Source organism: Mobilitalea sibirica, assembly GCF_015999265.1.
In the GTDB taxonomy this organism is placed as follows: Bacteria; Bacillota; Clostridia; order Lachnospirales; family Lachnospiraceae; genus Mobilitalea; species Mobilitalea sibirica.
In genome coordinates this window covers 12,530-38,784 of sequence record NZ_JAEAGR010000021.1, presented here as the reverse complement: position 1 = coordinate 38,784, position 26,255 = coordinate 12,530, and the positions used below count along the sequence as shown (strand labels likewise).

Sequence of the window (26,255 nt, the reverse complement as noted above, 5' to 3'; positions counted from 1 at the left end):
CAACGTCCTTCTCCTTCGTTTATGAAAAGACGGAAAAACATATACATATGTGATTTCTCCGATACCCTTAATTGGCACTCGTAGGTGACTTATTTGATACCCTATATTGAGATTCTATGTATTCATAGACAATACTTAGGTTTGTATCAATACAGGTAGTAAAAATTTATTTATAGTATTTAATCTTAATTTTTATGAATATAAGATGCGATTATATGTAAGTCTTTCCATTTCCGGGATGTTTTTATCATTTCTTGTTTCTTTTATATAATTTGATACTCTTCGATAACTAATTTTAGTGTTATAAAAAGGGACAATACATATGTAATTGTCCCTTTTACGTTACTATCTTAATAATTCTTTTACTTTAGCCTTCTTACCAACTCTTTCACGAAGATAGAACAATTTCGCTCTTCTTGCTTTACCGCGTCTGGTTACTTCGATACGGTCAATGCTTGGACTGTGTAAAGGCCAGGTTTTTTCAACACCAATACCATTGGATGTTTTTCTTACTGTGAAGGTTTCTCTAGCTCCACCGTTCTGTCTTTTGATAACAGTTCCTTCGAATACCTGCAATCTTTCACGGTTACCTTCTTTTACCTTAGCGTATACCTGTACTGTATCACCAACATTAAATGCAGTAACATCTGATTTTAATTGCTCAGCTTCAATACTTTTAATAATATCGTTCATTTTGTGACCTCCTATTTATTTAGACGTTCTTAATACGATTTGGTTTTACCATGTACCAGAGGACCATCCATTCTCACAACATCTTACTTTAGCATAGAATATGGGAGATTGCAAGTGTTTTTTAGTAAGAATCTTTGTCGCTGTAACGATTTTAGTCACGGTTGTTAACAGGACTACCGGTAAATGGGTACCATTTTGAAAAGCCGGTTCCAGTTTACTTGTACTTCTAAGATATCTTCGCTCACTTGAAGCAATCAGACCGCGAAAAAACTCCTCCGCAAATACAGAGAAAACCTACACAGTAGCTTTCCTCTGCATTTCCCTCGTTAGACAGTTTTCGCTCGTGAGAATTATCGCACGTCTGATTTTATCGTTCGCTCAAGCGAACTTTGTTCGCTTTGATATCATAAGAATTGCACGTAAACTGCAAATGCTTTCAAAATAGTATCCCATTACCGTCCGTCCTCGTCAGCAACCTGTCTTTCAATGGTTTTACGATACTAATGATGCCAAATGTTCTTTTATACCCTTCTCTATCTTTGCTTTCGACATGGTAAGTCCTACAAGAAAGGTTACTCCGATAAATAGTTTTATCTTGTCTTTACCACGAATCGTATGCTTTTCAAAGCCATAATCCCGATCAAGTCTTCTATTTACCCTTTCTACACTGGCTCTCTTACTTTAAACAATGAATAATACATCAATCTAATATACATCGTAATTCTTTTGGAATATAAGTCGGGTTAAGAATTCTCGCTCTTCTTCAGTTAACTCAGCCTGTTCCAACAGATCGGGACGACGCTCATACGTCCGGATAATGGATTCTTGTCTTCTCCAGGCTTCAATATTGGCATGATGACCCGATAATAACACTTCAGGTACTTTTCGGCCCATAAACACTTCCGGACGGGTATATTGAGGATATTCTAAAAGGTTGTCCTGTAAGGATTCGAATTCGGAGGAGGTTTCGTTATTTAAAACGCCCGGTATCAATCTGGAGATACAATCAATCATTACCATGGCAGGTAATTCTCCGCCGGTTAGAACATAATCTCCGATGGATACATAATCCGATACAATCATCTCTAATACCCGTTCATCAATGCCTTCATAATGGCCGCATAATAGGATCAGATCCTCTTCTGCTGCTAACTCCTGCGCCATACTTTGGTTGAAAATTTCACCTTGAGGTGTAACGTAGACAACTCGAGGTTTTTTGTATGCAGTCTGGTCATCTTTTGACATTTTAATATGATTTGCCAGATAACCATAGGCCTTATATATCGGTTCGGCCTGCATCACCATACCAGCCCCTCCGCCGTAAGGATAATCGTCAACTCTCTTATGTTTATCATCGGAAAAATCCCGAATATTAACGGTATTCACCGATATCAAACCTTTTTCGATTGCTCTTCCTGTAATGCTGGTGTTTAAACCGTTTTGTACCATATCAGGAAACAGCGTTAGTACATGAAAATTCATTTTAGCTCCCATCTGCGTATGTGATACGCCATAAATGAAGATAATTTATAGATCTATAAATATGAAAATAGGTAAACATTTTTACCATATATTCTTTGTAGCGTTATATAAGACCTTTCATTAAATGAACGGTTATTCTTTTGTTTTCAACATCTATGTCAAGGATACATTCTTTGATTGAAGGTAATAAAATCTCTTTGTTATCCATAGTTTTCACCACATATACATCATTGGCCGATGAGGTTAAGATTTCAGTCAGTACACCGAGTTTATTGCCTTCATCTGTATATACTTCAGAATCAATCAGGTCAAAGATAAAGTATTCATCTTTTTGAAGCTTCACTGCCTTGTCTCTGGTAATGAGCAGATCTTTTCCTTTATATTTTTCGATATCATTGATATTGTTAATGCCTTTGAATTTTAATAATACAAATTGTTTGAAGAATCTTACACCTGTAATCTCCAAAGTGATCATTTCTTTTCCTGTATCCAAAATAACCTGCTTTAATTCTTGAAAACGATTTGGGTCGTCTGTAGTGGGATATACCTTGACTTCTCCATGGACCCCATGGGTATTGCTTATAACTCCGACTCTAAGATAATTTTCCATATATTATATCGATCCTTTATTTTTTATTCGTGACTGCTTAATCACTAACTAGTATGCACAAAAAGAAGCTGAACTACTATGTCGTAAGGACATAACAGACAGCCTCCTTGAACTTTCTATGCAGCAATTTGGTCAGGCTACGGCAAACTTAAAAGACAATTACATCAATGAATGATTGATGTAGTCAATTTTGATTACTGCAGAATCTCAACTACTACTTTTTTGTCATCCTTCGTTGCGGCTGCTTTTACTACGGTACGTATGGATTTTGCGATACGGCCCTGTTTGCCGATCACCTTACCCATATCGTCAGAAGCGACCTTTAATTCTACTACAATTGCCTTATCGGTTTCTTTTTCCGTAACTACAACCTCATCGGGATGATCAACGAGTGATTTAGCGATTACTTCAACTAACTCCTTCATATCACTACCTCCATATGAGTGCATATTCAAAATGATTACAGAATACCTGCATTTTTGAATATTTTACCAACGGTATCTGTAGGTTTTGCACCGTTTGCTAACCATTTTTTAGCTGCTTCCTCATTAACATTGAAAGCACTGGGATTCTTTGTAGGATCATAGGTACCGATCTCTTCGATGAATCTACCATCTCTTGGTGTTCTGGAATCAGAAACAACGATTCTATAAAAAGGAGCTTTCTTCTGTCCCATTCTCTTTAATCTGATTTTAACTGCCATTTGTTTCACCTCCTTAATTTCTTCTTTGGTTCTTTCAGGAACCGTATATATTGTAAATGTTATTGAACAAGTTCATTGGCAGGCCAATTTCTATTCATTCATAACATAACAAATAACTAAAATCCAAAGGGCATTTTAAATTTACCCCGTTTACCTTTACCACCCATCATTCCAGAAAACTGTTTCATCATTTTCTTGGATTGTTCAAATTGTTTTACCAGAGCATTCACTTCATTAATACTAACACCGGCACCAGCAGCAATTCTTTTTTTGCGGGATGGATTTAAAATATCCGGATTAGCTCTTTCCTTCTTTGTCATAGAATAAATAATTGCTTCTGTAGAGGACAAGGCATTTTCATCAATTTCTACGTCTTTTAACTGTTTTCCCATGCCGGGTAGCATACCGAGTAAATCATTAAGTCCACCCATTTTTTTAACCTGTTGCATCTGTTCTAAAAAGTCATTGAAATCAAATTCAGCTTTTTTAAACTTCCGTTCCATTTCTTTGGCCTTAGTTTCATCAAACTCTGCTTGTGCTTTATCAATCAGAGTTAAGATATCACCCATTCCTAAGATTCGGGAAGCCATACGATCAGGATAAAACTGCTCCAAATCAGATAATTTCTCACCCATTCCTGCATATAGAATAGGACGGCCGGTTACTGCACGAATTGATAATGCAGCACCGCCTCTGGTATCACCATCCAGTTTCGTTAGGATAACACCATCTATGGTTAATTTTTCATTAAACATTTCAGATACATTAACAGCATCCTGTCCTGTCATTGCATCAACTACAAGTACGGTCTGATGCACCGTAAGGCTATTTTTTATTTCCTTAAGTTCATCCATCATGGCCTCATCAATATGAAGACGACCTGCAGTATCTATAATAACAACATTATAACCATTTTTTTCTGCATGCTCCAAGGCTGCTTTGGCTATGTTGACCGGTTTGTGCTTATCTCCCATAGAGAATACACTAACCCCTTGTTTTTCGCCATTAATCTGTAATTGGTCAATAGCCGCAGGTCTATAGATATCGCAGGCAACTAATAAAGGCTTTCTACCCTTGGATTTCAATTTACCGGCAAGTTTTGCTGTTGTTGTGGTTTTACCGGCACCCTGAAGACCACACATCATAATGACAGTGATTTCTCCGGAAGGTTTTAGGCTAAGTTCTACTGTTTGTTCCCCTAATAACTTAACCATTTCCTCATTTACAATTTTTATTACCATCTGCCCGGGAGTAAGACTGGTTAATACGTCCTGTCCTACCGCTCTTTCTTGGACGGATGCTACGAAAGATTTAACCACTTTGAAGTTAACATCGGCTTCTAACAAAGCCATTTTAACTTCTTTCAAGGCAGTTTTAACGTCAGCTTCAGATAATCTGCCTTTGCCCTTTAAATTTTTAAATATATTTTGTAGCTTATCTGATAGGTTCTCAAATGCCATATCGAATTACAGCTCCTTTAAAATATCGTCTGCCAATGTTTCTATTTCTTCTATTTCGGTAAAATTATTATTTAACTTTGAGTGTACCGAAATTTCTTTTATCTTATTTAGTTTCTCTTTTATCGATTTAAACTTTTTAACCAGTGCTAATTTACTTTCATAATCTTTAAGTTCTTGACTGCATCTTTTTACGATATCATAGACACCCTGTCTACTGATACCTTTTTCTACGGCAATCTCACTAAGAGATAAATCATTTAACACATAATCCTCAAAGATTTGCCTTTTATGGTCATTTAACAGATCACCATAAAAATCAAATAATATGGATAGCTGAAGTATTTCATCCAATTTGTCTATCTGTGGACCGGTCTGATTCATAAAATGCACCACCTGTAAAGGAATTTTCTTTACAGGTGGTAGTATATCGAATTTATGATGTTTTGTCAAGGGCTTTTTCTTTGGATTAGATGATACATGATACTTTGAACCAGACAATGAAAACGACTGTCTCGCTGAGAGTATGACTTACCGTAAGCATTGTATTTCTTGAGATATCAGCATTCAGGGTTTGAAATCTCCATTAATACAGTATTAATACGGAAATATTCTTCCGTTAAATATGTATTATGATACTCTAAAGAACGAAAGTCCTGTAATCGAATATCCTGTAACAAAGACCTACTTAAAATCTCAAGAGAGGTAAACCCCAGATTAGCAGCGATACCTTTCAATGTATGGGCAAAACCCTCTGCTGCTGTAAAATTTTGCGATATAAGAGCATTCTGAAGTAATTTAAAGTTATTATCATATAAAAATTTTTTACATAAAGATAGGTACAATGCTTCATTCCCGCCAAGTCGATTTACAACTATCTGAACATCAACTCCAATCTCAATCAGCTTTTCTGTTCTAATATCCAAAAAATCACATCCTTTAATCGTTCTAGTATAATATCAGTCAAATATGTATCCAGATAGTGTAAATATGTAAGTGTCACCAATATTCAGAAAGATAAATTGGATACAGTAAATGTTCGATTTTATCGAAAACTTCCCGTAAGGGTATATAGACATTCATCGTAAAATTAAGTTATAGGTTATGTATCAAAACAATAAAGTATAAAATGAAGAAGTTATATAATTGGGTATGCCGGATCTATTATTATTTTATATAATAAGGAAAATAAATCTTCTGTCTCTACCGGCTTTGTTATATGGTAATTGATATTACTTTCTATAGCAATATCAGCTTCTTTTGCAAATGAATCTGCTGACATTGCTACGATACATATTTTTTTAGAATCAGGATGATTTAATTCCCGAATTGCTTTTGCTGTTTCATATCCGTTCATTTTAGGCATTTGTAAGTCCATGAGAATAATATTATAATAGGATGCATTACAGTTCTTGAATTTCTCTAAAGCTTCAAGCCCATCTGAAGCGGTATCAATTGTAATTTTTGAAGGTTTTAATATCTCGCATATGATTTCAAGATTTATATCATTATCCTCCACAATTAAGATACGGTATTCACTAAAATCATATTTCAGCTTCTTTGAAATATTTTTTGCATCCTCATCAATTTCTGTATCCGGTTTAGCGATTTCAAATACAATATCGATTGTGATCGTAGTTCCGAAATTAAGTTTACTGGTTACATATATATTTCCACCCATTAAGGTAACGAGATTTTTTGTAATAGGCATTCCAAGACCGCTTCCACCATATTTTTTAGCAATAAATTCCTCCTGTTCAAAAGGGATGAATATTTTCTCAATAAATTCTTTACTCATTCCTATACCGTTATCAGAGATAGTGAAACGAAATAATGCCTTATTCCCATGTTTCTCAATTTCACTAACCTCTAGTTTTATATTACCGCCTGTAGGAGTGAACTTTAGCGCATTCGATACACAGTTTAATAAAATCTGATTAAGACGCAATGTATCTCCCAACAAGAAATCATTCTGGATTTGGTCTATGGTTAATTCAAACACTTGTTGATTAAGCTCTGCCTGTGTCTTTATTATTGAAGAAAATGTAAATAAAAATTCGCATATATGGAAAGGTTCTTTTGTTAACTGCAATGAGCTACTGTCTTTTTTTGACATATCTAAAATGTTATTTACTAAGGTAAGAAGATTCTTTGAAGCCACCGAAATTTTATTTAAACAATCAGAAACCTTTTCTTTGTTATCCAAATAGTTTGAAGCGATCTGTGCCATTCCAAGAACTGTATTGATCGGTGTTCTGATTTCATGACTCATATGGGACAAAAATTCTTTTTTGGCTTCATTGGCTTTCTGTGCATTTAAAAGAGCATCTTTTAGTATTTGCTGAGATTGCTTTTCCTTCGTCAAATCTGAGATACATATAATATATCGAATTACAGTTTGTCGATCTAAGACGGGATAAATCCGTAGAATTAGCCAAACAAGCTGATGTGTCTTTGGATTGAGCAATTTACATTCTGTTTCATAATTTTCTAAAAGGATGTCTTTGGTAAAAATTCGATTTATCTCAGTTTTTAAATCGTTTTCTGAATAATTAAAAATAATGAACGGATTCTTTTTAATATTATTACTACTGATACCAAGAGTTCGATCTGTGTTAGGAGAAATATATTCTATTTTATGGTTTCCTATATGATAAATAAGAAAAATGTCATCAATATTGGAACAAAGGGAATTAAAAAGCTCTTCTCTGTAATAAATATTACGGTTCATTTTCGCAAATTTTTTTTCAAGATAAATAGCTAAAATGAACAAAGATAAGGATAAGATAATTAATACCATTGAGATAGAACCGGCAAAAGCCTTACCAACAAATAAATGAAATACCATATTAGATATGTTACTTATATTGATCACCGCATTTCATGAAACATTATAAACAAAAATTTGCGAAATATATCATAATTTTACATTTTATGACTTTAATATAGCAGAGGAATTATCGGTTGTCAAATATAATTCGTAAATGTGTTAATCTTGTAATATTAATATAGTAATGTATGATTGCAATAACTGTATTGATTTCTTAAGAATTATCATTAATCCATATAGTGGCTAGGCAAATTAGAAAATTTTAAAAAAGATATTTTATAATTTCTTTTATATTAGTTATTGATAATATTACAGTGTACTGGATGGTGGAGTGATAATATGTTTAATAGTAAAAAAAACCGAAAAAACACATTATGTGTGTTTTTTCGGTTTTATATATTGACTGATTGAATATATCTAAATATTATTCCCTATACTGGGTAGGATTGATTCACAGTATCTGCCTCCGTGACATCCACTTTTGTTCTTTGGGCCTGACGATAACGGAAGAAATCCATTGTAACCTGTGGAAATAAAGCATAGGATAATACATCTTCGTCCTGTTCTTTCCAATCGGAAATCTCTGCTTCAATTTTTTTAAGTTCAGACTCAATCAGATCTGCAGGACGGCAGGTAATCGGTTTTTTATCTCCAATAACCTTCTTTTGTACCTCTTGATTAAACGGTTTCACAGTCTGACCATATTCGCCTGATAATAATGCTTTTGTTTCTTTGGTAACCATTTTGTACCGTTCACCGGCTAATACATTTAAAACAGCTTGAGTTCCGACGATCTGGCTGGATGGGGTAACCAAGGGAGGTTCGCCAAAGTCTTTACGCACTCTGGGGATCTCCTGTAATACTTCATAATATTTATCTTCCGCTTTCTGGTCCTTTAATTGAGAAATAAGATTGGATAACATTCCGCCCGGTACCTGATATAATAAAGTTTTGATGTTTACACCCATAACCTTAGGATTTAATAATCCTGTATCAAGGGATTCATCTCGAATCGGACGGAAATAATCTGCAATTTCTGCCAGTAGCTGCTGATCAAAGCCTGTATCATAAGGAGTTCCCTTAAAGGTTTCAACCATAACTTCTGTAGCTGGCTGGCTGGTACCAAGTGCAAAGGGTGATATAGCTGTATCAACGATATCACAACCTGCTTCTACCGCCTTAAGATATGTCATACTGCCTACACCACTGGTATAATGCGTATGCACATTGATCGGAATGTTTACTGCTGATTTTAATGCACTGACTAAAGTAGTAGCCTCATAGGGTAATAATAAACCTGCCATGTCTTTAATACAAATAGATGAAGCGCCAAGATCTTCGATCTTTCTGGCCATATTTACATAATATTCTGTTGTATATGCATCACCTAGGGTATAGGCAATAGCAATCTGAGCATGGCCTTTTTCTTTGTTCGCTGCTTTGACAGCGCATTCTAAATTACGAATATCATTTAAAGCATCAAAAATACGAATAATATCAATGCCATTTGCTATGGATTTTTGTACAAAATATTCAACCACATCATCGGCATAATGACGGTAACCTAAGAGATTTTGTCCCCGTAATAACATCTGTAGTTTTGTATTTTTAAATCCATCTCTGAGATTCCTTAACCTATCCCAAGGATCTTCTTTTAAAAAGCGCAAAGATGCGTCAAAGGTAGCCCCACCCCAGCATTCAACAGCATGGTAGCCCACTTGATCCATTTTTTCAAGAATGGGAAGCATATGTTGCGTTGTCATCCTTGTTGCAATCAGTGATTGGTGTGCATCTCGTAGTATGGTTTCGGTTATTTTAACCGGGTTTTTTATTTGTTCAGTCATTGCAAAACCTCCTGTTCTATATGAGAACGTCTGTATGTTCAATGTTTCATAGTTATCTACCAAATATAGCTAAAAATGTTCCGGCTGCAACCGCGGTACCGATAACACCTGCCACATTCGGCCCCATGGCATGCATTAATAAGAAGTTATTCGGGTCCTCTTTTGCACCCATCTTTTGAGATACACGAGCTGCCATAGGAACAGCGGATACTCCTGCAGAACCGATTAAAGGATTTACCTTTCCGCCGGTAACTTTACACATTAATTTACCTAATAAAACACCTGATGCTGTACCAAAGATAAATGCTACTAGACCTAAAGCTACTATTTTTAAAGTACTTGTTGTTAAGAACGCTTCTGCACTGGTAGTAGCACCTACCGAGGTTCCGAGTAAAATAACAACAATATACATCAAGGCATTGGATGAAACTTCGGTCAAATTACGTACAACGCCGCTCTCCCGGAATAAGTTACCGAGCATCAGCATTCCGACCAATGGAGCGGTATCCGGTAAAATAAGTACAACCACGATCGTAACGATAACTGGAAACAGAATTTTTTCTAACTTAGTAACCGGTCTTAGCTGATCCATTCTTATAAGACGTTCCTTTTTTGTAGTAAATAGCTTCATAATTGGAGGCTGTATAATAGGTACTAAAGCCATATAGGAGTATGCAGCGACTGCAATCGGTCCCATCATATCCGGAGCCAGTTTACCTGCCAAAAAGATGGAAGTTGGACCATCGGCTCCTCCGATAATAGATATGGCGGCCGCTGCTCCGTCTTCAAAGCCAAATAAGATAGCTCCAAAGTATGCCATATAGATACCAAACTGTGCTGCAGCTCCCAACAAAAAGCTTGATGGATTAGCAATCAAGGGTCCAAAATCTGTCATAGCTCCTACACCCAGGAATATGAGCGAAGGAAAGATACCTAAATGATCACCAATATAAAAATAATATAATAATCCGCCTGCCACTTCATGGCCATTGGCATCAATATACGGTGCAGCCATAATGCCGGGGAATAAGTTTACTAAAAGCATACCGAAGGCTATCGGTACAAGTAAAAGTGGCTCATATTGCTTTCTGATTGCCAGATACAAAAAGATACAGGCAACGAGTATCATAATACCGTTCTTATAGGTTATATTAGCGAAACCGGACTTCTCGACTAGATTGGATAAAGTATTAATTATATAGTCCATATCTGAAAACCTCCCTTAGAAATTTCAGGGATTTACATAGAAGTAATTAAAATAATTAACTTATGAAAATCCTTTAGTTTAATGTAGCGAGCAAATCTCCGGCTTCAACGGATTGTCCGACTGTAACATTTATGCTGGCAACTGTACCGTCCTGAGGCGCTACAATTTCATTTTCCATCTTCATGGCTTCCAGAATTAAAATAACTTCACCTTTTTTAACCGTCTGACCGGCATTAGCCTTAAGAGATAATATCTTACCGGGCATCGGAGAGCTCACTTTTACACCACCGGCTGCACTTGTTGTGGGGGCAGCTGCAGGTTTAGCAGGGGTCGGTTGTTTTACTTCTGCCTTGGGGGCTGAAGTTTTCACGGGAGTAGGTGCTGCTAAAGGAGTTGCTTGCGATACTGCTACACCGGTGTTTTCTTCCACGGAAACTTCATAGGTATTACCGTTTACGGTAATTGTATAATATTTCATGATAAAATCCTCCTTGTTCATTCACATCTGTAGGTATAGTACATTGTTATGCATTGGCCTTTCTTCCGTAATTGGTCTTACGAATGGAACGGACAACAAAACCATTGGCCGGTAGGGCTTCAGCCATGGAAGCTTGAATTGCTGCTGTAATAACAGCTACCAACTCATAATCATCCATTAATTCCTCTTCTTCTTGCCTAGATATCTGCTCAATGACCTGATCAACCAAACTGCCGGTATCAACCTTGTCATTCGCTTTTTTTTGCTGCAGATAAGGGATGATTTTAAAGAAAGAAATTAATATACTAATTAAAATCAAAACAGAAAAGACAATGCCCATACCAAGTAATGTATTTAATGAGGCTGATTCCAACCGTTCTTCCATTGACTTTTCCGAGAGTAAAACAACTTGGTTAAATAAACCGTATTGTAGGGTTTCCATAAATTCACCTCATTCTATATTGAACCATGCTTTTTATCCGGGCGGCTCTCAGTTTTTGTAAACAACATCTCGAATGCATAAATCACATGCTTTCTGACTTCTTCCGGTTCAATGATGTTGTCAATATATCCTCTCTTTGCAGCTGATAAAGCACTGGATTGAAGCTTGGCATACTCTTCTGCTTTTTCTTTAATAACAGCTTTAGTATCACCCTCATACATTATCTGGGCTGCAAGTTCGGCGTCCATCATACCTATTTCACTATTTGGAAGCGCAAATACCATATCCGCTCCAATATGCTTTGAATTCATTGTTATATAAGCACTGCCATAAGCCTTACCTACAATAACATTTACCTTAGGAACGGTTGCATTGGCAAAAGCATAAGTCAATTTTGCACTGGCATCTGCAATCAGTCTCTCTTCTTCCATGGTAGATTTGTAGCCGCATACATTCGTCAGTGTTAATACCGGTATTTCGAATGCATCACAGAAATTCACAAAAGAAGCTGCTTTATAACAGCCGTTGGAAGTTAATGAACCGTCAAATTGCTCCTCTACTTTACCATTATTATTTAATATCTCAGTTCTGTTAGCAACGGCTCCGACCGTCATACCATTAAGCCGTATGAAGCCGATTACCATTTCCTTTGCATAATCAGTTTTTATTTCAAAGAAATAATGATTATCCGATAGGGATATAATAGCTCTTTTTGCATCATTTATTTCAGATTCGAAACCGGGTAGAACTCTATTTAAATCATCGGTGCATTCATCATAGGAAGCATCATCCTGATTATTAGATGGCAATATGCTAACTAATTCACGAATTTTAGACAAAACTTCTAATTCATCTTTTCCAACATAGTCAACAGTTCCCGCCGATGCATGAAATTCAGCTTTTGCAGTATCATTTTTTTCTTTATAATTATTAAGTAACGTGTTAGGGGAGTTCACGAACAATCTGGCCTTTTTCTCTTCCATAAAAGAAAAGTCACTTAAAGAAGCCATCACCGCCAAGCCACCGCCACAAGTACCGAATATCGCGGTAATCTGAGGAATTACACCGGAAGCTAACGTCTGCTTCTTGTATATCTCTCCAAAGCCGTTTAGGGCATCTTGTGCTTCCTGCAATCTCATACCTGATGAGTCAATCAGTCCGATAACAGGAGCTCCAACTTTAAGTGCCAAATCATAAATATGTGCAATTTTTTTTGCATGCATCTCACCGATTGAACCACCAAGTGCATCCGAATCCTGACTAAATACATAGACGAGATTACCGTCAATCACTCCGTAACCGGTAATAACACCATCAGCAGGAACTTCCTTCTGAGCTAAATTAAAGTCTGTACTTCTTTTTGTGACGTGAGCGCCGACTTCAACAAAACTATTGTCGTCTAGCAAAGAAGTGATTCTATCTCTTGCTGACAGTTGTGCTGTATTACTCATTTTCAGTCCTCCATTTTTCTATAGTAGTTTGAAAATCCAATTTTCTGCCGATTATAATTGTATTATATTTACCTTAAAAAGGCAAGGTGTATTTCTAGATCCGTTATAACTTTAACATAATATAAAATATTAATTAAAACCGGTTCTGAAATTACCATTTTACATATTATAATAGCCTATTTTCACGACAATTTAATACATTATAAATAGTTATACAGACAAAACACGTCTGATTTTCTCAATATCAAAACCTTTTCTGTACAAGGATGCTATCAGTTTCTGCTTTTCTTCATACTCTAACTCCTCAGGAGCTTTCTTTTTTTTATAAATAGCTTTTTTAATAGCTGTTTCTTCAGGATCTTCAGTTTCAGATTGATATTCTTCCATCATTATATTATCTATAATTTCCTTGTTTATACCTTTTGTCAACAGTTCGGATTTAATGATACGTTTGCTTTTCGTATGTTTTCTGTTTCTTATATAAATTGATGTATATCGTTCATCATTAATATAACCATATTCATAGACATAAGCTATGGTTCTTTCAATAATTTGGGAAGGATAGAAAGCATCCTCTAACTTCTTTCGCAGTTCAGCTTCAGAACGGTCCATGAATTTTAATAATGCCAATGCCTTTTGTTTTGCCCTGCGAAAAATTACATCCTCCATTAAGTCATGATATAAAGTTACGGTAATTTCATTACCTTCATCAATACAAAAACGTCGTAAATCCTTTTGGTATAATAAAAATGCATATTCATCATCAATATATACCTTGACCTTTGATTTATCTATTTCTTCTAACCGGGTTATTATCATATAAATCTCTCCTAATAACTTATTTCTGCAAGAACAGATGTTATCCTAAAGAAAAGGCTGTCCTTAGTATATCACCCGGTATCAGGATATCCCTGCTCCGTATGTGACTATTCCCCTTCGGACAGCCTAAATAATTATAAAACAAAAAAATCTAACTCTAATTATTCTAAAACTTCGTTATACTTTTTAGCCGGTTTCAGTGTGAATTTTTCTCTAACTTTTGCTTCGATTTCAGCAAATATTTCGGGATTATCTGCCAAATACTGCTTTGCATTCTCGCGACCTTGACCGATTTTTGAATCGTTATAAGCATACCATGCACCGCTTTTATTGACAATATCCGTATTCGCTGCAAGATCTAATACATCACCTTCTTTGGAGATACCTTTTCCAAACATGATATCGAATTCTGCCTCCTTGAAGGGAGGAGCAACTTTATTCTTAACAACCTTAATACGTGTTCTGTTACCTACAATATCTCCACCCTGTTTTAAAGATTCAATTCTTCTTACATCCAAACGGATGGAGGAATAGAACTTAAGGGCACGTCCTCCAGTAGTGGTTTCAGGGCTACCAAACATAACACCTACTTTTTCACGAAGCTGGTTAATAAAGATTACAATACAATTAGATTTACTAATAACGGCTGTAAGCTTTCGTAGAGCCTGTGACATTAATCTTGCCTGAAGGCCGACATGAGAATCACCCATCTCTCCGTCAATTTCTGCTTTTGGTACTAATGCAGCAACTGAGTCAACGATGATGATATCAACTGCTCCGGAACGGACCATGGTCTCTGTTATCTCCAGAGCCTGTTCTCCGTTATCCGGCTGCGAGATGTACAGATTATCGATATCAACTCCAATGTTCTTTGCATATACAGGATCAAGGGCATGCTCTGCATCGATAAATCCGGCAATTCCCCCGTTCTTTTGAACTTCAGCAACCATATGTAAGGCTACGGTTGTCTTACCGGATGATTCCGGACCATAAATCTCCATGATTCTTCCCTTAGGAACACCACCAAGTCCTAATGCGATATCCAGACTAATCGATCCGGTAGGGATTGTTTCAATATTCATATTGGTACTGGTATTACCAAGTTTCATTACGGAACCTTTACCATACTGTTTTTCGATTTGTGCTAAGGCAGATTCCAATGCCCTTATTTTATCATCTTTTGCCATATTCCCAATCCTCCATGGTTTTTGGAGGATTTCTCCTCCATGTTCATTTAATACGAACTTATGTTCTTTTAATAAGCATAACGTATTTTAATTACAATGTCAATATTTTTATTGATAAACAGTTAGCTGACAGTAAAGAATAGGTTACTGTTCACTCTCACATAATAATTAGGACAATGATTTCGATAAATGATTCCGAAAAGGAGTATTTGCATTCGTCAGTACTTAGGTTCTGTATTTTAGAACCTTATGTACTGCTACGTAATGCAACTAAGCGAAAGCGGCTCCGCGTCGGAATCCTTTGTCGAAATCATATCCTCTACTTTGACTAGGGAGTGAACAGTAATAGTTCCATAATCGTACTAAATATTGTTTATACTTTTTATATCATAGCATAAGATACGGACATACCATGTCTTATTTGTTTTTTTTATTTTTATAAAAATAATTTATTATAATAAAGACGAGAAACGTTTATATCAGTATAATTGTTTGCTTTGTGCGGACTGTTCACATTATTGCAACATGATAAACAGAAAGTGTGTTATATAACAGAAGAAACAGGTGAATCTCAGGGCTTGCAGAATAACAGAATATAAAGATATTCATATTATAACAACATCGGCATTAAATGTAAATAAATGTTTCCTCGTGATAATTCCTAAACTTTCTTCCGTTATTTATGTAAAAACACGATTATCCTATATGTTAAAGCATACTTGTCTTCTAATATAATTTATTCGGCTGGCATATCTTTGGACTATATCCGTGATCAATTAATGCCTGTACAATTTGTTCCTTATGTTCGTGCCCGAAGGTTTCCATCGTGATCGTAAGCTCTACAGCACTGTTACGGTTAATGCTGACAAACTGATTATGATCCAAACGGATTACATTACCTTGAGCTTTCGCAATAATCGATGCTACATTCACTAATTCTCCCGGACGGTCAGGTAATAATACGGATACGGTAAATACACGTCCTCTTTGAATTAATCCATGCTGTACTATGGAGCTGACAGTAATAATATCCATATTTCCACCACTTAAGACGGAGACAATTTTTTTGTCCTTACACTTTAAGTGTTTTAATGCAGCTACTGTTAAAAGTCCTGAATTTTCTACCACCATTTTATGATTTTCCATCATATCCAAGAAATTAACTATCAACTCATGGTCCTCTACTGTGATAATCTCATCTACATATTTTTGGATAATCGGAAATACCACATCCCCGGGAGTTTTAACCGCTGTACCGTCTGCAATTGTATCTACGTGAGGCAATGTTAAAACATGTCCGGCTTTTAAGGATTCCTTCATGCAAGCTGCACCAGCGGGTTCCACACCGATTATTTTGATATTCGGATTTAATTGTTTCGCCAGGGCTGCTACGCCTGCAAGAAGTCCTCCGCCACCAACCGGGACTAATATCATATCAACCGTAGGAAGATCTTTAAAGATTTCCATAGCGATTGTTCCTTGACCGGTTGCGATCACTTCATCATTAAAGGGATGAATAAAGGTGTAACCCTTTTCCTCTGCCAGCTGATAAGCATATTGACAGGCTTCATCATAGACATTTCCATGAAGAATTACCTCTGCACCATAGCTCTTGGTCCTGTTAACCTTAATTAACGGGGTTGTGCTAGGCATTACAATAATGGCCTTAGCATGGTAGAGCTTCGCTGCATAGGCAACTCCCTGGGCATGATTTCCCGCTGAAGCAGTAATCAAGCCCTTCTCTCTTTCCTTTGGCGATAATGTACTTATCTTATAATAAGCACCCCGTACCTTATAAGCTCCGGTGAATTGCATATTCTCCGGTTTAAGATAAACTTTATTACCGCTGATATCTGAAAAGTAATCACTATAAATCAATTTGGTTCGTAGAATTACTTTTTTCACTGCTTCCGTTGCTTCTTCGAACTTATCTAAGGTCATCATCTTATCTCTCCTATTCGTTTTTTTGGAATAATGCATTTACAAAATCTTTGGCATTAAATTTTTGAAGGTCATCAATTTTCTCACCGATACCAATATATTTTACAGGTATATTTAGCTCAGACTGTATAGCAATCGCAATTCCACCTTTAGCCGTACCATCTAGTTTCGTCAGAATAATACCGGTTAAATCGGCAACTTCATTAAATTCTTTGGCCTGAGCCAAAGCATTCTGTCCTGTGGTACCATCTAATACCACAAGAGTTTCCCGATATGCTTGCGGGTACTCTCTTTCAATCACCCGGTTCACTTTTTTCAGCTCTTCCATCAGATTCTTTTTATTATGAAGTCTGCCCGCGGTATCACAAATCAGAACATCTACGTTTCTTGATTTAGCAGCCACAACCGCATCATAAATTACAGCTGCCGGATCGGATCCCTCTTTTTGTGCTATGATATCTACATTAGCACGATGAGCCCATTCCGTCAATTGTTCTATTGCCGCTGCCCTGAAAGTATCGGCGGCGGCTACCATTACTTTCTTACCCTGATCCTTTAATTGGCCTGCCAACTTTCCGACTGAGGTGGTCTTTCCAACGCCATTAACACCAATGAGTAAAACAACGGATTTTTTGTGTTCGAATTCATAGGCGGTTTCACCAACCTTCATTTGCTCCATCATACTGTTTATCAGTAACTGCCTGCATTCGGAAGGGTCTTTAATTTTATTATCTTTTACTTTCTGTCTTAGATTATCAAGAATAGCAGTTGTTGTATTAATACCCAAATCTGCCATAATCAGTGTTTCTTCTAGTTCTTCATAAAAATCTTCGTCTATACTGGAGAAGCCACTGAAGATGGCGTCAATTCCATTCGCTATACTATTTCTTGTTTTTGATAATCCCTGCACTAATCTGCCAAAAAATCCTGTTTTGTTCTCTCCCATAGAAACCTCCATTATACATAGTAAAATCAATATTGACAAAGCAGTCAATCAATATTATTTATCCAGTTCATTTTCAATCAGGCTTACGCTTACTAAAGTAGAAATACCCTTTTCCTGCATGGTGATACCATATAAAATATCAGCGGCAGCCATTGTACCTCTACGATGGGTAATAATTATAAATTGCGTATCCTTCGTTAATTTATTCAAATATTTTGCGAATCTTTTCACGTTAGAATCATCAAGTGCAGCTTCAATCTCATCCAACAAACAGAAAGGGGACGGCTTTAAATTCTGGATTGCAAATAAAAGTGATATTGCAGTTAAGGCCTTCTCACCACCGGACAATTGCATCATATTTTGAAGCTTTTTACCAGGCGGCTGTGCATTGATCCTAATTCCTGCTTCCAGGATGTCCTCCACCTCGGTTAATTCCAGATCGGCCTTACCTCCGCCAAACAATTCCTTAAATACAATGTCAAACTGTTCTTTGATAGCAGCAAATTTTTCTTCGAACTGACGGCGCATCTCTGTATCAAGTTCATGGATAATTTGAAGCAGGGCTTCCTCAGCTCTTATTAAATCCTCTCTTTGATTCGTTAAAAACTCATACCTTTCAGATAAGTTTTTATAATCCTCAATCGCATTAACGTTAACATCACCCAGTTCTTTGATTTTAACCTTAATTTCTGAGATGCTCTTTTTGATCTGTGTCAGGCTGATTTCTGTATCAATCGGATAAGTTAAGGCAGTAGTATAGGTAAGCTCATACTCCTCCCACATATAGTTCATCTGTTGATCTGCCTGTTCAAGCAGTTTATCTCTCTGACTGTTTAAGCGAAAAGCTTCTTTATCTAATTCATTCATACGGTTAGATAATTCTTCTCGTTTCGTAAAGAAATTTTTATGAATTTTAGTAATCTGTTCCCTGTTTTCTACCTGCGCCTTAATTTTTTCGTCCAGTTCCGTAATAGATTTGTTGAAGGCTCTAATATCCTCTTCCTTATTTGTAATGATAAGTTTCTTTTCTGCAACAATTTGATTCGTCCTTTGTATGTCAGCTTTTAATGCTGCCTCTTCTTCATAGAGTCTTTCAATATCTCTCTTAATACGCTTTACATTCTCCAGAAGAAATTGATTACTTTGTTCTAATGAGGATAACTCCAACTTTAAGGTAGAAGCCTTTTCACCTGCCAGACGCTCTTTTTCTCTTTCTTCTTCCAGAGCTTTATTAAGTATTTCGATGCTTTCTTCTTTTTCTTTATTCTTTTCTAAATTCTCTGTTAAGTTAATATTTAAATTTAATAAATTTTCTTTTAGATCCTTTGCTTGGATCTCAATTTCCTGTAATTCTTTGGTATATTCCTGGTAGATTGCTTCTGCTTCTGCTTTTTTCGCAGTTTCTCGGTCAAGATTCATCTTAGCTGTGTTTTGCCCAAGGAACAGATTTTGAAGAATCAGTTTAATTTCTTCGATGCTTTGACGCAGGTTCGCTCTTTTTTCCCTGGCTTCTTCTTTACGACGAAGTAAATCTTTCGACCTCTTCTCAAGGGCAGCCACCTGCTCTTCCATCTCCTCAATTTCTCGTCTTCTACCGAGCAGATTGCTGGCGTTTTTATATGCACCACCGGAAATAGAACCACCGGGGGTTAAAAGTTCTCCTTCTAAAGTAACAATACGTAGTGTATAATTATATTTTTTCGCAATGGAAGTTGCATGATCGATATGGTCAACAACATAGATTCTTCCTAAGAGGTAATCCATTAAGTTGTTGAATTTCGAATCGTTTTCTACAAGGGAACTGGCTACACCGATGACTCCTTCTTCCTTCAATACCTTATCATTGTGATAATTAGAGCCTGATTTTATATTGGTTAAGGGAAGGAACGTTGCCCTACCGTATTTATTTGTTTTCAAGTAAGAGATTAATTCTTTGGCGGTAGTTTCATTATCTGTTACTATATTTTGAATTGTCCCGCCCAAAGCGGTTTCGATTGCTGTTTCATATGTTTTTTCCGTCTTTATAATATCAGCCACAACACCTATGATACCGGGCAGATTTGGTTTACGCTCCATTACTTTTTTAATACTGTTCCCATAACCTTCATAACGTTCCGTAAGGTTAACTAACGATTCCAGCCGGGATCTTTCACTAAGAAATCGTCCCTGCACTTCATTCGCTTCCATAGTGAGCGAGTCTATGACTGCCTGTGTATCAGATACGGCTTTTTCAAGGGATTTATTTTCCTCCGTCTGTTTTAAGATATCTTCGGAAATCCTCTTTAATTCTTCCTTACATTTTTCAATAGATTCATTATAAAGACTTTCTTCACTTTTATTCTTTAATATTCTTTGATTAAGCTCAGACTTACGAAGGGTATTCTGTTCCAGCATAGTTTCATACCTTTGCATACTACTCTTAATACCGGAATTAGCATTTAGAAATTCAAATATACCGTTATTACATTCCTCAATTTCCTTCGTAAACCGAATAATATTCGCCTTAATGCGGTTAAGGTCCTCCATCGCCGCTGTAAGAAGGTCATCCATGTCAGAGATTTTACTGTCGATGGATGCTTTTTCGGACAGATATCTCTGCTCCTCTGCTTTTTTTGATTCTATATCTTGCTCGTTAGAGCGGATTCTTCCTTGATAATATTCATCATTTTTCAGCATGGAACTGATTTGTTCTTTCAGTACCTTAATTTCACCTTCTGCTTTTTCTTTTTCAAGTTTTAGTTCATTATATGTATTCTTATCCTCTTCAATACGCTGATCACATTCTTCTAATTGCCCTTCTAAGCGGACATATTCTTCCTTGGTATTTTCATATTCTTTGGTCGCTTGTGCCAGATCAGCACTGGCAATACTTAATTTTTCTTCAACTTGCTCTTTAGAGCTTCTTAATTTATCATATTCTTTTAAAAATTGGTTAACCTCTAAGCCTTTTAATTCTTCCTTCAATTTAAGATATATCTTAGCTGTTGCGGATTGTTTCTCAAGAGGATCCAATTGTTTTTCTATTTCTTTTGTTATATCTGTAATACGTGCTAAATTAAGCTTTTCTTCCTCTAGATTCTTTTCAGCAGCATATTTACGACGTTTGAATTTTACAATTCCCGCAGCTTCATCAAATAATTCCCTTCGATCCTCCGGTTTTCCGGATAAAATTTTATCAATCTGTCCCTGCCCGATAATGGAATAGCCTTCTTTACCGATACCGGTATCCAGAAATAATTCCTGCACATCCCTAAGACGGCAGGTAGCACCATTGATTAAATATTCGCTTTCTCCCGACCGATATACTCTTCTGGCAACAATCACCTCATCAAATTCAATCGGAAGCTTATGATCAGAATTATCCATAGTGAGGGCAACATAAGCATAACCTAAAGGTTTTCTTGTTTGCGTACCGGAGAAGATAACATCCTCCATCCTTGAACCTCTAAGTTGTTTTGCACTTTGTTCACCTAAAACCCAGCGTACGGCGTCGGCAACATTACTTTTTCCACTACCGTTCGGCCCGACAATTCCGGTAATTCCATCATGAAATTCCAATACGATTTTATTTGCAAAGGATTTAAAGCCATGGACTTCAATACTTTTTAGATACATTTATAGTCCCCCATCTGTTACTTTTGTATTTTCACATTATCTTGAAGCTTTTGTATTGCCTGATTGGCTGCTTCCTGTTCCGCTGCCTTCTTTGTCCGGCCTGTACCACAACCGATTTCCGTGTTACCGACATACACAGCAATGGTGAAGGTCTTGTTATGGTCAGGTCCATCCTCAGAGATTAATTTATAACGTATCTTTTGCTTATTATCCTCATTTTGAATAATTTCCTGTAAGATAGTCTTGCTATCGAAAAAGAGCTCTTTATTCTGTATATTAGATAACACAAAGTTCCATATAAACTCTTTTGCATTAGTAAAACCACCGTCGAGATAGATTGCCCCTATCATCGCTTCTAAGGCATCTGATAAGATAGATTCTCTCTCCCTTCCACCGGAAGCGTCCTCCCCTTTACCAAGTAATAAATACTCACCAATATTTAGATCGCGGGCACAGGAAGAAAGTGTCTGCTCACAGACTATACTGGCACGTAGTTTTGTTAAATCACCCTCGGGAAGATCCTTATATTCCAGAAAGACATATTCGCTAGTTACCAGCTCTAGTACTGCATCTCCCAAAAACTCCAGACGTTCATTGTTCTTGTCCTTGGAAAGTCTCATCTCGTTTGCATAGGAGCTATGAGTTAATGCATGATATAACAGAGAAGGTGTTTTAAAGCGGTAATTAATTTTATTTTCCATGGCTTGTAAAATATCAGACTTCTTATGTGATCTCATATATCTTATATCGTCCTCCCTTCGATTAGATTTCATATTTATAGCTTTCCTATCTAATTCTATATGAAAAGCCCAATTAAATAAGGCTAGCCTTATTCATAGGGCTTTTCCATACCTCTTAACATAAACAAACCGAAAGAAACTCATTATAGTTTCTTGGTGCCACATTAAAAAAGATAACTGTGAGAAATCATATGGTGCATTATTTTACATTAGCTTAAAGCATTTTTAATCTGTTCTACAGCATCTCCAACTGTTACAATGTTTTCAGCTTCTTCATTAGCGATTTCGATATCAAATTCTTCTTCTATTCCCATGATAATTTGAAATAAATCCAAAGAATCAGCTCCCAAATCGTCAACAAAGGTCGTATCCATTGTAATCTCATCCTGTTCCACGTTTAATACTTCACTAATGATTTTTTGCAGCTTTTCAAATTCCATAACCATTCACCCTTCTTTAATCAATTTATTGTTCTTTTATTTGGTATCATATTTACTTAGATGTTCATGTAATACTATGACACTTATGCTTCATTATTATTAAGATTTTTTTCAATCTTTTCATTTATTTTCTGCTCTGTAAATGTTACACATTGGAGGATTGAATTGCGTATCTCATTGCTTTTAGAACTTCCGTGAGTTTTTACTACTAATCCGTTCAGTCCTAATAACGGTGCTCCTCCATATCTTGAAAAATCAAAATCCTTCAAGGTTTCTTTCAGTGCAGATTTACTTAATAAGGCACCAATTTTGCTTTTCGTAGTGCTCATTAATCCTTCTTTAATTTTTTTCAGAAGTGCTGATCCCAGTCCTTCATAAAGCTTCAGTATTACATTACCTACAAAAGCTTCACATACAATAACATCTGCTTCTCCATACGGTATATTTCTTGCTTCAATACTACCAATAAAATTAATATCGGTACAGTTTTTAAGTAAAGGAAAAGTTTCTTTAACCAAAGCATTGCCTTTTTCTTCTTCCGCTCCAATATTTACGATAGCTACCCTTGGATTCTTTATACCGATCACATTCTCCATATAAATGGAACCCATTCTCGCAAACTGAACTAAGTGGGTCGCTCGTGCATCCACATTAGCGCCACAGTCTGCCAATAAGGTTATACCGTTAATCGTAGGTATCACCGGTGTCAGCGGAGGTCTTTCCACTCCTTTAATTCTACCTACAATTAATTGTCCTCCCGCTAGCACTGCTCCGGTGCTTCCGGCAGAAACAAAAGCATCTGCTTCACCGTTTTTAACCAGATTAAGCGCAACAACAATAGAAGAAGTTTTTTTACGGCGGATTGCCAAAACAGGTGCTTCACAGTTTGTTATGATATCGTCGGCATGTACCACATCGATTCGCTTTTTATCATAATTATACTCAGCAAGCCCTTTCTTAATGACATCTTCTTTACCGACTAATATCACTTTGATATCAGCTTTGTCTTGCACAGCAAGTACTGCACCTTTTATGATTTCGCCCGGCGCATTGTCACCACCCATTGCATCAACTGCAACCGTAATCATTTTCTGCATATCAACCTCCAACTGCCCCTAGGGGACATATCCTTAGTTAACGCAAAAATACATTCACGTCATATACTTTATCATGCGTTTATTCCATAATCAGCTTACTACAGATTGTATATTTGCAAGTAAAAGCTAATCTATTAATCAATATACTCGATATCATACTAAAAATCAACCAAAATTTATCACGAAATATTTTCGCTGTTTATTCTAGGGACGGTTGCTGAAAAAACTCCAGGTAGTGGGAAGCTATTTTGAAAAGCTAGTTCCAGTTTACTAGCAGTTCTAAGGCACCTTCGCACACTTGAAACTATCAGACGGCGCAAAAACTCCTCACAAAATAGTGAGAAAACCAATTCAATAGCTTTTCTCACTATTTCCCTCGTCAAACAGTTTGCGCTCGTGCGATTTGTCGCACGTCTGATTTCATCGTTCCTCAGGTACCCAATAACTGTACGTAAACTACAAATGCTTTCAAAATGGCATCCCAACACCTTCTGACTTGTCAGCAACCTGCCTTTGTATTAATTTACCATGACACTTATACCCTATTTTTAAGACCTAATGTTTGATAAACAACTGTTACATAAAAAGGGTGCAGCACATTAAGTGCGACAACCCTTAGGCCTACTATATTATTCTTTTCTATGTGGTGAAGCTATCATCATAATTTTATTATAAAGTCCCAATTGATGGAATCTCTTTAATGTATGTGTATAATAATCTGCCTGATGTAGTATTCGTGTATATTCACTTTCCTGTCGGATATACTTACCCTTATCTATGTGTGTCATAAACCAATTACATAGATTACAATTTTGATATAGACAAGGCTCCACAATAATGATTTTACCATTATTATTTAATATTCTGCTGAATTCATTTAAAACTTGACGCAGTTGATTGTTTGAGATGTGATGCAATACGGACATTACCAATATATAATCTATGGATCTGTTCGGAATTGGAATATTATCCGCTGACATGGTTATAAATTTATTATTCGGATATAATCTTCTGGCGTATTTAATTCTTGAACTATCACAATCGACACCAATATAATTATCCTTTGGGAAAATGATTGAACTGGTACCAATTCCACATCCAAAATCAAGTACGGTTTTATCAGAAAAATCAAAACATGTTAAAAAAGTATGATTTAATAAGCTGTGATTAAACCATTTCGGTCTTACAATAATACGATACAGTTTTGGTGATAACTCCATATGAAACTGTTCCTCCTAATGTGATTTTGTTTACGAGCAGTCACTAAAAACTATTTTATGAAATTATTATCCCTCAACAAAAGCTTAATATAGCAGTAAAATAAATGTATTAATCAAGTAAAAAATTGTAGGGATATCCCTTCATTTTATCAAAATGAGAGGATACCCCTACAATTATAAGGTTAAGAAGTAATCTATTGTAATCATAAATAACTTCATTATATTATATTTTTTTATAAAAGAATGATTTAAAATTATGAAAATTTAGTTGTTGGGCCTGAATAATCTGTTCTGTACTACCAACAAATAATAATCCACCGTTTTTTAAGGACTGATTAAATTTTTTATATATCTGATTTTTTGCATCATCCGTAAAATAAATCAATACATTACGGCAAATGATGATGTCACAATCCTTTGGATAGGAATCCTTTAATAAATCATGCTGGTTAAATTCTACGCAATCCTTAACAACATCGGATATCTGATATGTTCTATCATTTACCTTCGTGAAATATTTCTTTAGAAATTCTTCGGGTAAAGACTTAAGGCTTTTTTCGTGATAAAGACCAATTTTAGCCTTTTCCATAACTAATTTATCGATATCAGTAGCATATATCTTGATTTTATTGTGCGGTAACATTTTCAATAGCAGCATAGCTAAAGAATATGGTTCATCACCGGTGGAACATGCAGCGCTCCATATCTTGAGATTTCTTCCAAAGTTATCAAATAAATATGGTAATATTTCTTGTTCCAATAAAGTCCATTGCTCTGGATTTCGATAGAACTCTGATACATTAATCGTTATATAGTTAATAAATTCCTCAAAGGCAGCTTTGTCAGTTTTCAACTTTTCAAAATACTCACTAAAAGAGGTAATTCCATGCTTTGAAATCAAGGCCTCGATCCGCCTTTTCATCTGACGCTCTTTATAAGAATTCAAGTCAATTTTGGTCAATCCATAGATGGATTGTTTAAATACCTCATAACTACCCAGCACGTTTTAATCTCCTTTATCATCCGTATCGTAGTGTATTCAAGTCAATATAC

At 36.1% G+C, this 26,255-nt stretch carries 24 protein-coding genes; all 24 read right to left on the bottom strand.

Annotated features, from left to right (window positions below; translation table 11 throughout):
- Positions 1-345 precede the first annotated feature (345 nt).
- Entirely contained in the window at positions 346-693 is a 348-nt protein-coding gene (gene rplS / locus I5677_RS15980; RefSeq protein WP_197662658.1) for a 50S ribosomal protein L19, read from the bottom strand.
- Positions 694-1,398: 705 nt separating this feature from the next.
- Positions 1,399-2,175: a tRNA (guanosine(37)-N1)-methyltransferase TrmD gene (trmD, locus tag I5677_RS15975; protein ID WP_197662657.1), complete on the bottom strand. Its 777-nt coding sequence runs from the start codon at positions 2,173-2,175 to the stop codon at positions 1,399-1,401.
- A 103-nt stretch (positions 2,176-2,278) separates the two neighbouring features.
- Entirely contained in the window at positions 2,279-2,785 is a 507-nt protein-coding gene (gene rimM, locus I5677_RS15970; RefSeq protein WP_197662656.1) for a ribosome maturation factor RimM, read from the bottom strand.
- 194 nt (positions 2,786-2,979) lie between these two features.
- The gene (locus I5677_RS15965; RefSeq protein WP_197662655.1) at positions 2,980-3,210 is read right to left on the bottom strand and encodes a KH domain-containing protein; all 231 of its coding nucleotides are present in this window, start codon (positions 3,208-3,210) and stop codon (positions 2,980-2,982) included.
- Between the two features lie 35 nt (positions 3,211-3,245).
- Complete coding sequence (rpsP, locus tag I5677_RS15960) at positions 3,246-3,488, bottom strand: 30S ribosomal protein S16 (protein ID WP_197662654.1); 243 nt, start codon at positions 3,486-3,488, stop codon at positions 3,246-3,248.
- A 116-nt stretch (positions 3,489-3,604) separates the two neighbouring features.
- Positions 3,605-4,948, bottom strand: a complete 1,344-nt coding sequence (ffh, locus tag I5677_RS15955; RefSeq protein WP_197662653.1) for a signal recognition particle protein — start codon at positions 4,946-4,948, stop codon at positions 3,605-3,607.
- 6 nt (positions 4,949-4,954) lie between these two features.
- Positions 4,955-5,299, bottom strand: a complete 345-nt coding sequence (gene ylxM / locus I5677_RS15950) for a YlxM family DNA-binding protein (RefSeq protein WP_197662668.1) — start codon at positions 5,297-5,299, stop codon at positions 4,955-4,957.
- A 206-nt stretch (positions 5,300-5,505) separates the two neighbouring features.
- Positions 5,506-5,871, bottom strand: coding sequence for an Hpt domain-containing protein (locus tag I5677_RS15945; protein ID WP_197662652.1), 366 nt, complete (start codon positions 5,869-5,871; stop codon positions 5,506-5,508).
- A 212-nt stretch (positions 5,872-6,083) separates the two neighbouring features.
- Positions 6,084-7,793 (bottom strand): PAS domain-containing hybrid sensor histidine kinase/response regulator, encoded by a 1,710-nt coding sequence (locus tag I5677_RS15940; protein ID WP_197662651.1) that lies wholly within the window; start codon positions 7,791-7,793, stop codon positions 6,084-6,086.
- Between the two features lie 413 nt (positions 7,794-8,206).
- Positions 8,207-9,619 carry an oxaloacetate decarboxylase subunit alpha gene (locus I5677_RS15935; protein ID WP_197662650.1) on the bottom strand — a complete coding sequence of 471 codons (1,413 nt, stop codon included), beginning with the start codon at positions 9,617-9,619 and terminating at the stop codon, positions 8,207-8,209.
- Between the two features lie 52 nt (positions 9,620-9,671).
- Positions 9,672-10,826, bottom strand: a complete 1,155-nt coding sequence (locus I5677_RS15930) for a sodium ion-translocating decarboxylase subunit beta (RefSeq protein WP_197662649.1) — start codon at positions 10,824-10,826, stop codon at positions 9,672-9,674.
- Positions 10,827-10,899: 73 nt separating this feature from the next.
- Positions 10,900-11,304 (bottom strand): biotin/lipoyl-containing protein, encoded by a 405-nt coding sequence (locus tag I5677_RS15925; protein WP_197662648.1) that lies wholly within the window; start codon positions 11,302-11,304, stop codon positions 10,900-10,902.
- A 46-nt stretch (positions 11,305-11,350) separates the two neighbouring features.
- A complete protein-coding gene (locus I5677_RS15920; RefSeq protein WP_197662647.1) occupies positions 11,351-11,746 on the bottom strand; it encodes an OadG family protein in 396 nt (131 codons plus the stop codon).
- Between the two features lie 14 nt (positions 11,747-11,760).
- Positions 11,761-13,197 carry an acyl-CoA carboxylase subunit beta gene (locus I5677_RS15915; protein WP_197662646.1) on the bottom strand — a complete coding sequence of 479 codons (1,437 nt, stop codon included), beginning with the start codon at positions 13,195-13,197 and terminating at the stop codon, positions 11,761-11,763.
- 210 nt (positions 13,198-13,407) lie between these two features.
- Positions 13,408-14,016 (bottom strand): regulatory protein RecX, encoded by a 609-nt coding sequence (locus tag I5677_RS15910; protein WP_197662645.1) that lies wholly within the window; start codon positions 14,014-14,016, stop codon positions 13,408-13,410.
- 161 nt (positions 14,017-14,177) lie between these two features.
- On the bottom strand, positions 14,178-15,203 hold the full coding sequence (recA, locus tag I5677_RS15905; protein ID WP_197662644.1) for a recombinase RecA: 1,026 nt from the start codon (positions 15,201-15,203) through the stop codon (positions 14,178-14,180).
- A gap of 726 nt (positions 15,204-15,929) precedes the next feature.
- Positions 15,930-17,147, bottom strand: a complete 1,218-nt coding sequence (gene ilvA / locus I5677_RS15900; RefSeq protein ID WP_197662643.1) for a threonine ammonia-lyase — start codon at positions 17,145-17,147, stop codon at positions 15,930-15,932.
- Between the two features lie 10 nt (positions 17,148-17,157).
- Positions 17,158-18,090: a signal recognition particle-docking protein FtsY gene (ftsY, locus tag I5677_RS15895; protein ID WP_197662642.1), complete on the bottom strand. Its 933-nt coding sequence runs from the start codon at positions 18,088-18,090 to the stop codon at positions 17,158-17,160.
- Between the two features lie 54 nt (positions 18,091-18,144).
- A complete protein-coding gene (smc, locus tag I5677_RS15890) occupies positions 18,145-21,705 on the bottom strand; it encodes a chromosome segregation protein SMC (protein WP_197662641.1) in 3,561 nt (1,186 codons plus the stop codon).
- A gap of 17 nt (positions 21,706-21,722) precedes the next feature.
- The gene (rnc, locus tag I5677_RS15885; protein ID WP_197662640.1) at positions 21,723-22,442 is read right to left on the bottom strand and encodes a ribonuclease III; all 720 of its coding nucleotides are present in this window, start codon (positions 22,440-22,442) and stop codon (positions 21,723-21,725) included.
- A gap of 212 nt (positions 22,443-22,654) precedes the next feature.
- Positions 22,655-22,885 carry an acyl carrier protein gene (gene acpP, locus I5677_RS15880; RefSeq protein WP_197662639.1) on the bottom strand — a complete coding sequence of 77 codons (231 nt, stop codon included), beginning with the start codon at positions 22,883-22,885 and terminating at the stop codon, positions 22,655-22,657.
- Between the two features lie 83 nt (positions 22,886-22,968).
- On the bottom strand, positions 22,969-23,982 hold the full coding sequence (gene plsX / locus I5677_RS15875; protein WP_197662638.1) for a phosphate acyltransferase PlsX: 1,014 nt from the start codon (positions 23,980-23,982) through the stop codon (positions 22,969-22,971).
- 629 nt (positions 23,983-24,611) lie between these two features.
- On the bottom strand, positions 24,612-25,202 hold the full coding sequence (locus I5677_RS15870; RefSeq protein ID WP_197662637.1) for a class I SAM-dependent methyltransferase: 591 nt from the start codon (positions 25,200-25,202) through the stop codon (positions 24,612-24,614).
- 223 nt (positions 25,203-25,425) lie between these two features.
- Positions 25,426-26,205 (bottom strand): CheR family methyltransferase, encoded by a 780-nt coding sequence (locus I5677_RS15865; RefSeq protein WP_197662636.1) that lies wholly within the window; start codon positions 26,203-26,205, stop codon positions 25,426-25,428.
- Positions 26,206-26,255 lie beyond the last annotated feature (50 nt).

Bases quoted from the DNA above. Each gene is read 5' to 3' on its own strand.
- I5677_RS15920 (WP_197662647.1), bottom strand. From the start codon at position 11,746: ATGGAAACCCTACAATACGGTTTATTTAACCAAGTTGTTTTACTCTCG.
- ffh (WP_197662653.1), bottom strand. From the start codon at position 4,948: ATGGCATTTGAGAACCTATCAGATAAGCTACAAAATATATTTAAAAAT.
- I5677_RS15930 (WP_197662649.1), bottom strand. From the start codon at position 10,826: ATGGACTATATAATTAATACTTTATCCAATCTAGTCGAGAAGTCCGGT.
- rimM (WP_197662656.1), bottom strand. From the start codon at position 2,785: ATGGAAAATTATCTTAGAGTCGGAGTTATAAGCAATACCCATGGGGTC.
- rplS (WP_197662658.1), bottom strand. From the start codon at position 693: ATGAACGATATTATTAAAAGTATTGAAGCTGAGCAATTAAAATCAGAT.
- plsX (WP_197662638.1), bottom strand. From the start codon at position 23,982: ATGCAGAAAATGATTACGGTTGCAGTTGATGCAATGGGTGGTGACAAT.
- recA (WP_197662644.1), bottom strand. From the start codon at position 15,203: ATGGCAAAAGATGATAAAATAAGGGCATTGGAATCTGCCTTAGCACAA.
- I5677_RS15910 (WP_197662645.1), bottom strand. From the start codon at position 14,016: ATGATAATAACCCGGTTAGAAGAAATAGATAAATCAAAGGTCAAGGTA.
- smc (WP_197662641.1), bottom strand. From the start codon at position 21,705: ATGTATCTAAAAAGTATTGAAGTCCATGGCTTTAAATCCTTTGCAAAT.
- rnc (WP_197662640.1), bottom strand. From the start codon at position 22,442: ATGAGATCACATAAGAAGTCTGATATTTTACAAGCCATGGAAAATAAA.
- ftsY (WP_197662642.1), bottom strand. From the start codon at position 18,090: ATGGGAGAGAACAAAACAGGATTTTTTGGCAGATTAGTGCAGGGATTA.
- I5677_RS15940 (WP_197662651.1), bottom strand. From the start codon at position 7,793: ATGGTATTTCATTTATTTGTTGGTAAGGCTTTTGCCGGTTCTATCTCA.
- ilvA (WP_197662643.1), bottom strand. From the start codon at position 17,147: ATGATGACCTTAGATAAGTTCGAAGAAGCAACGGAAGCAGTGAAAAAA.
- rpsP (WP_197662654.1), bottom strand. From the start codon at position 3,488: ATGGCAGTTAAAATCAGATTAAAGAGAATGGGACAGAAGAAAGCTCCT.
- I5677_RS15935 (WP_197662650.1), bottom strand. From the start codon at position 9,619: ATGACTGAACAAATAAAAAACCCGGTTAAAATAACCGAAACCATACTA.
- I5677_RS15965 (WP_197662655.1), bottom strand. From the start codon at position 3,210: ATGAAGGAGTTAGTTGAAGTAATCGCTAAATCACTCGTTGATCATCCC.
- trmD (WP_197662657.1), bottom strand. From the start codon at position 2,175: ATGAATTTTCATGTACTAACGCTGTTTCCTGATATGGTACAAAACGGT.
- I5677_RS15915 (WP_197662646.1), bottom strand. From the start codon at position 13,197: ATGAGTAATACAGCACAACTGTCAGCAAGAGATAGAATCACTTCTTTG.
- acpP (WP_197662639.1), bottom strand. From the start codon at position 22,885: ATGGAATTTGAAAAGCTGCAAAAAATCATTAGTGAAGTATTAAACGTG.
- I5677_RS15870 (WP_197662637.1), bottom strand. From the start codon at position 25,202: ATGGAGTTATCACCAAAACTGTATCGTATTATTGTAAGACCGAAATGG.
- I5677_RS15925 (WP_197662648.1), bottom strand. From the start codon at position 11,304: ATGAAATATTATACAATTACCGTAAACGGTAATACCTATGAAGTTTCC.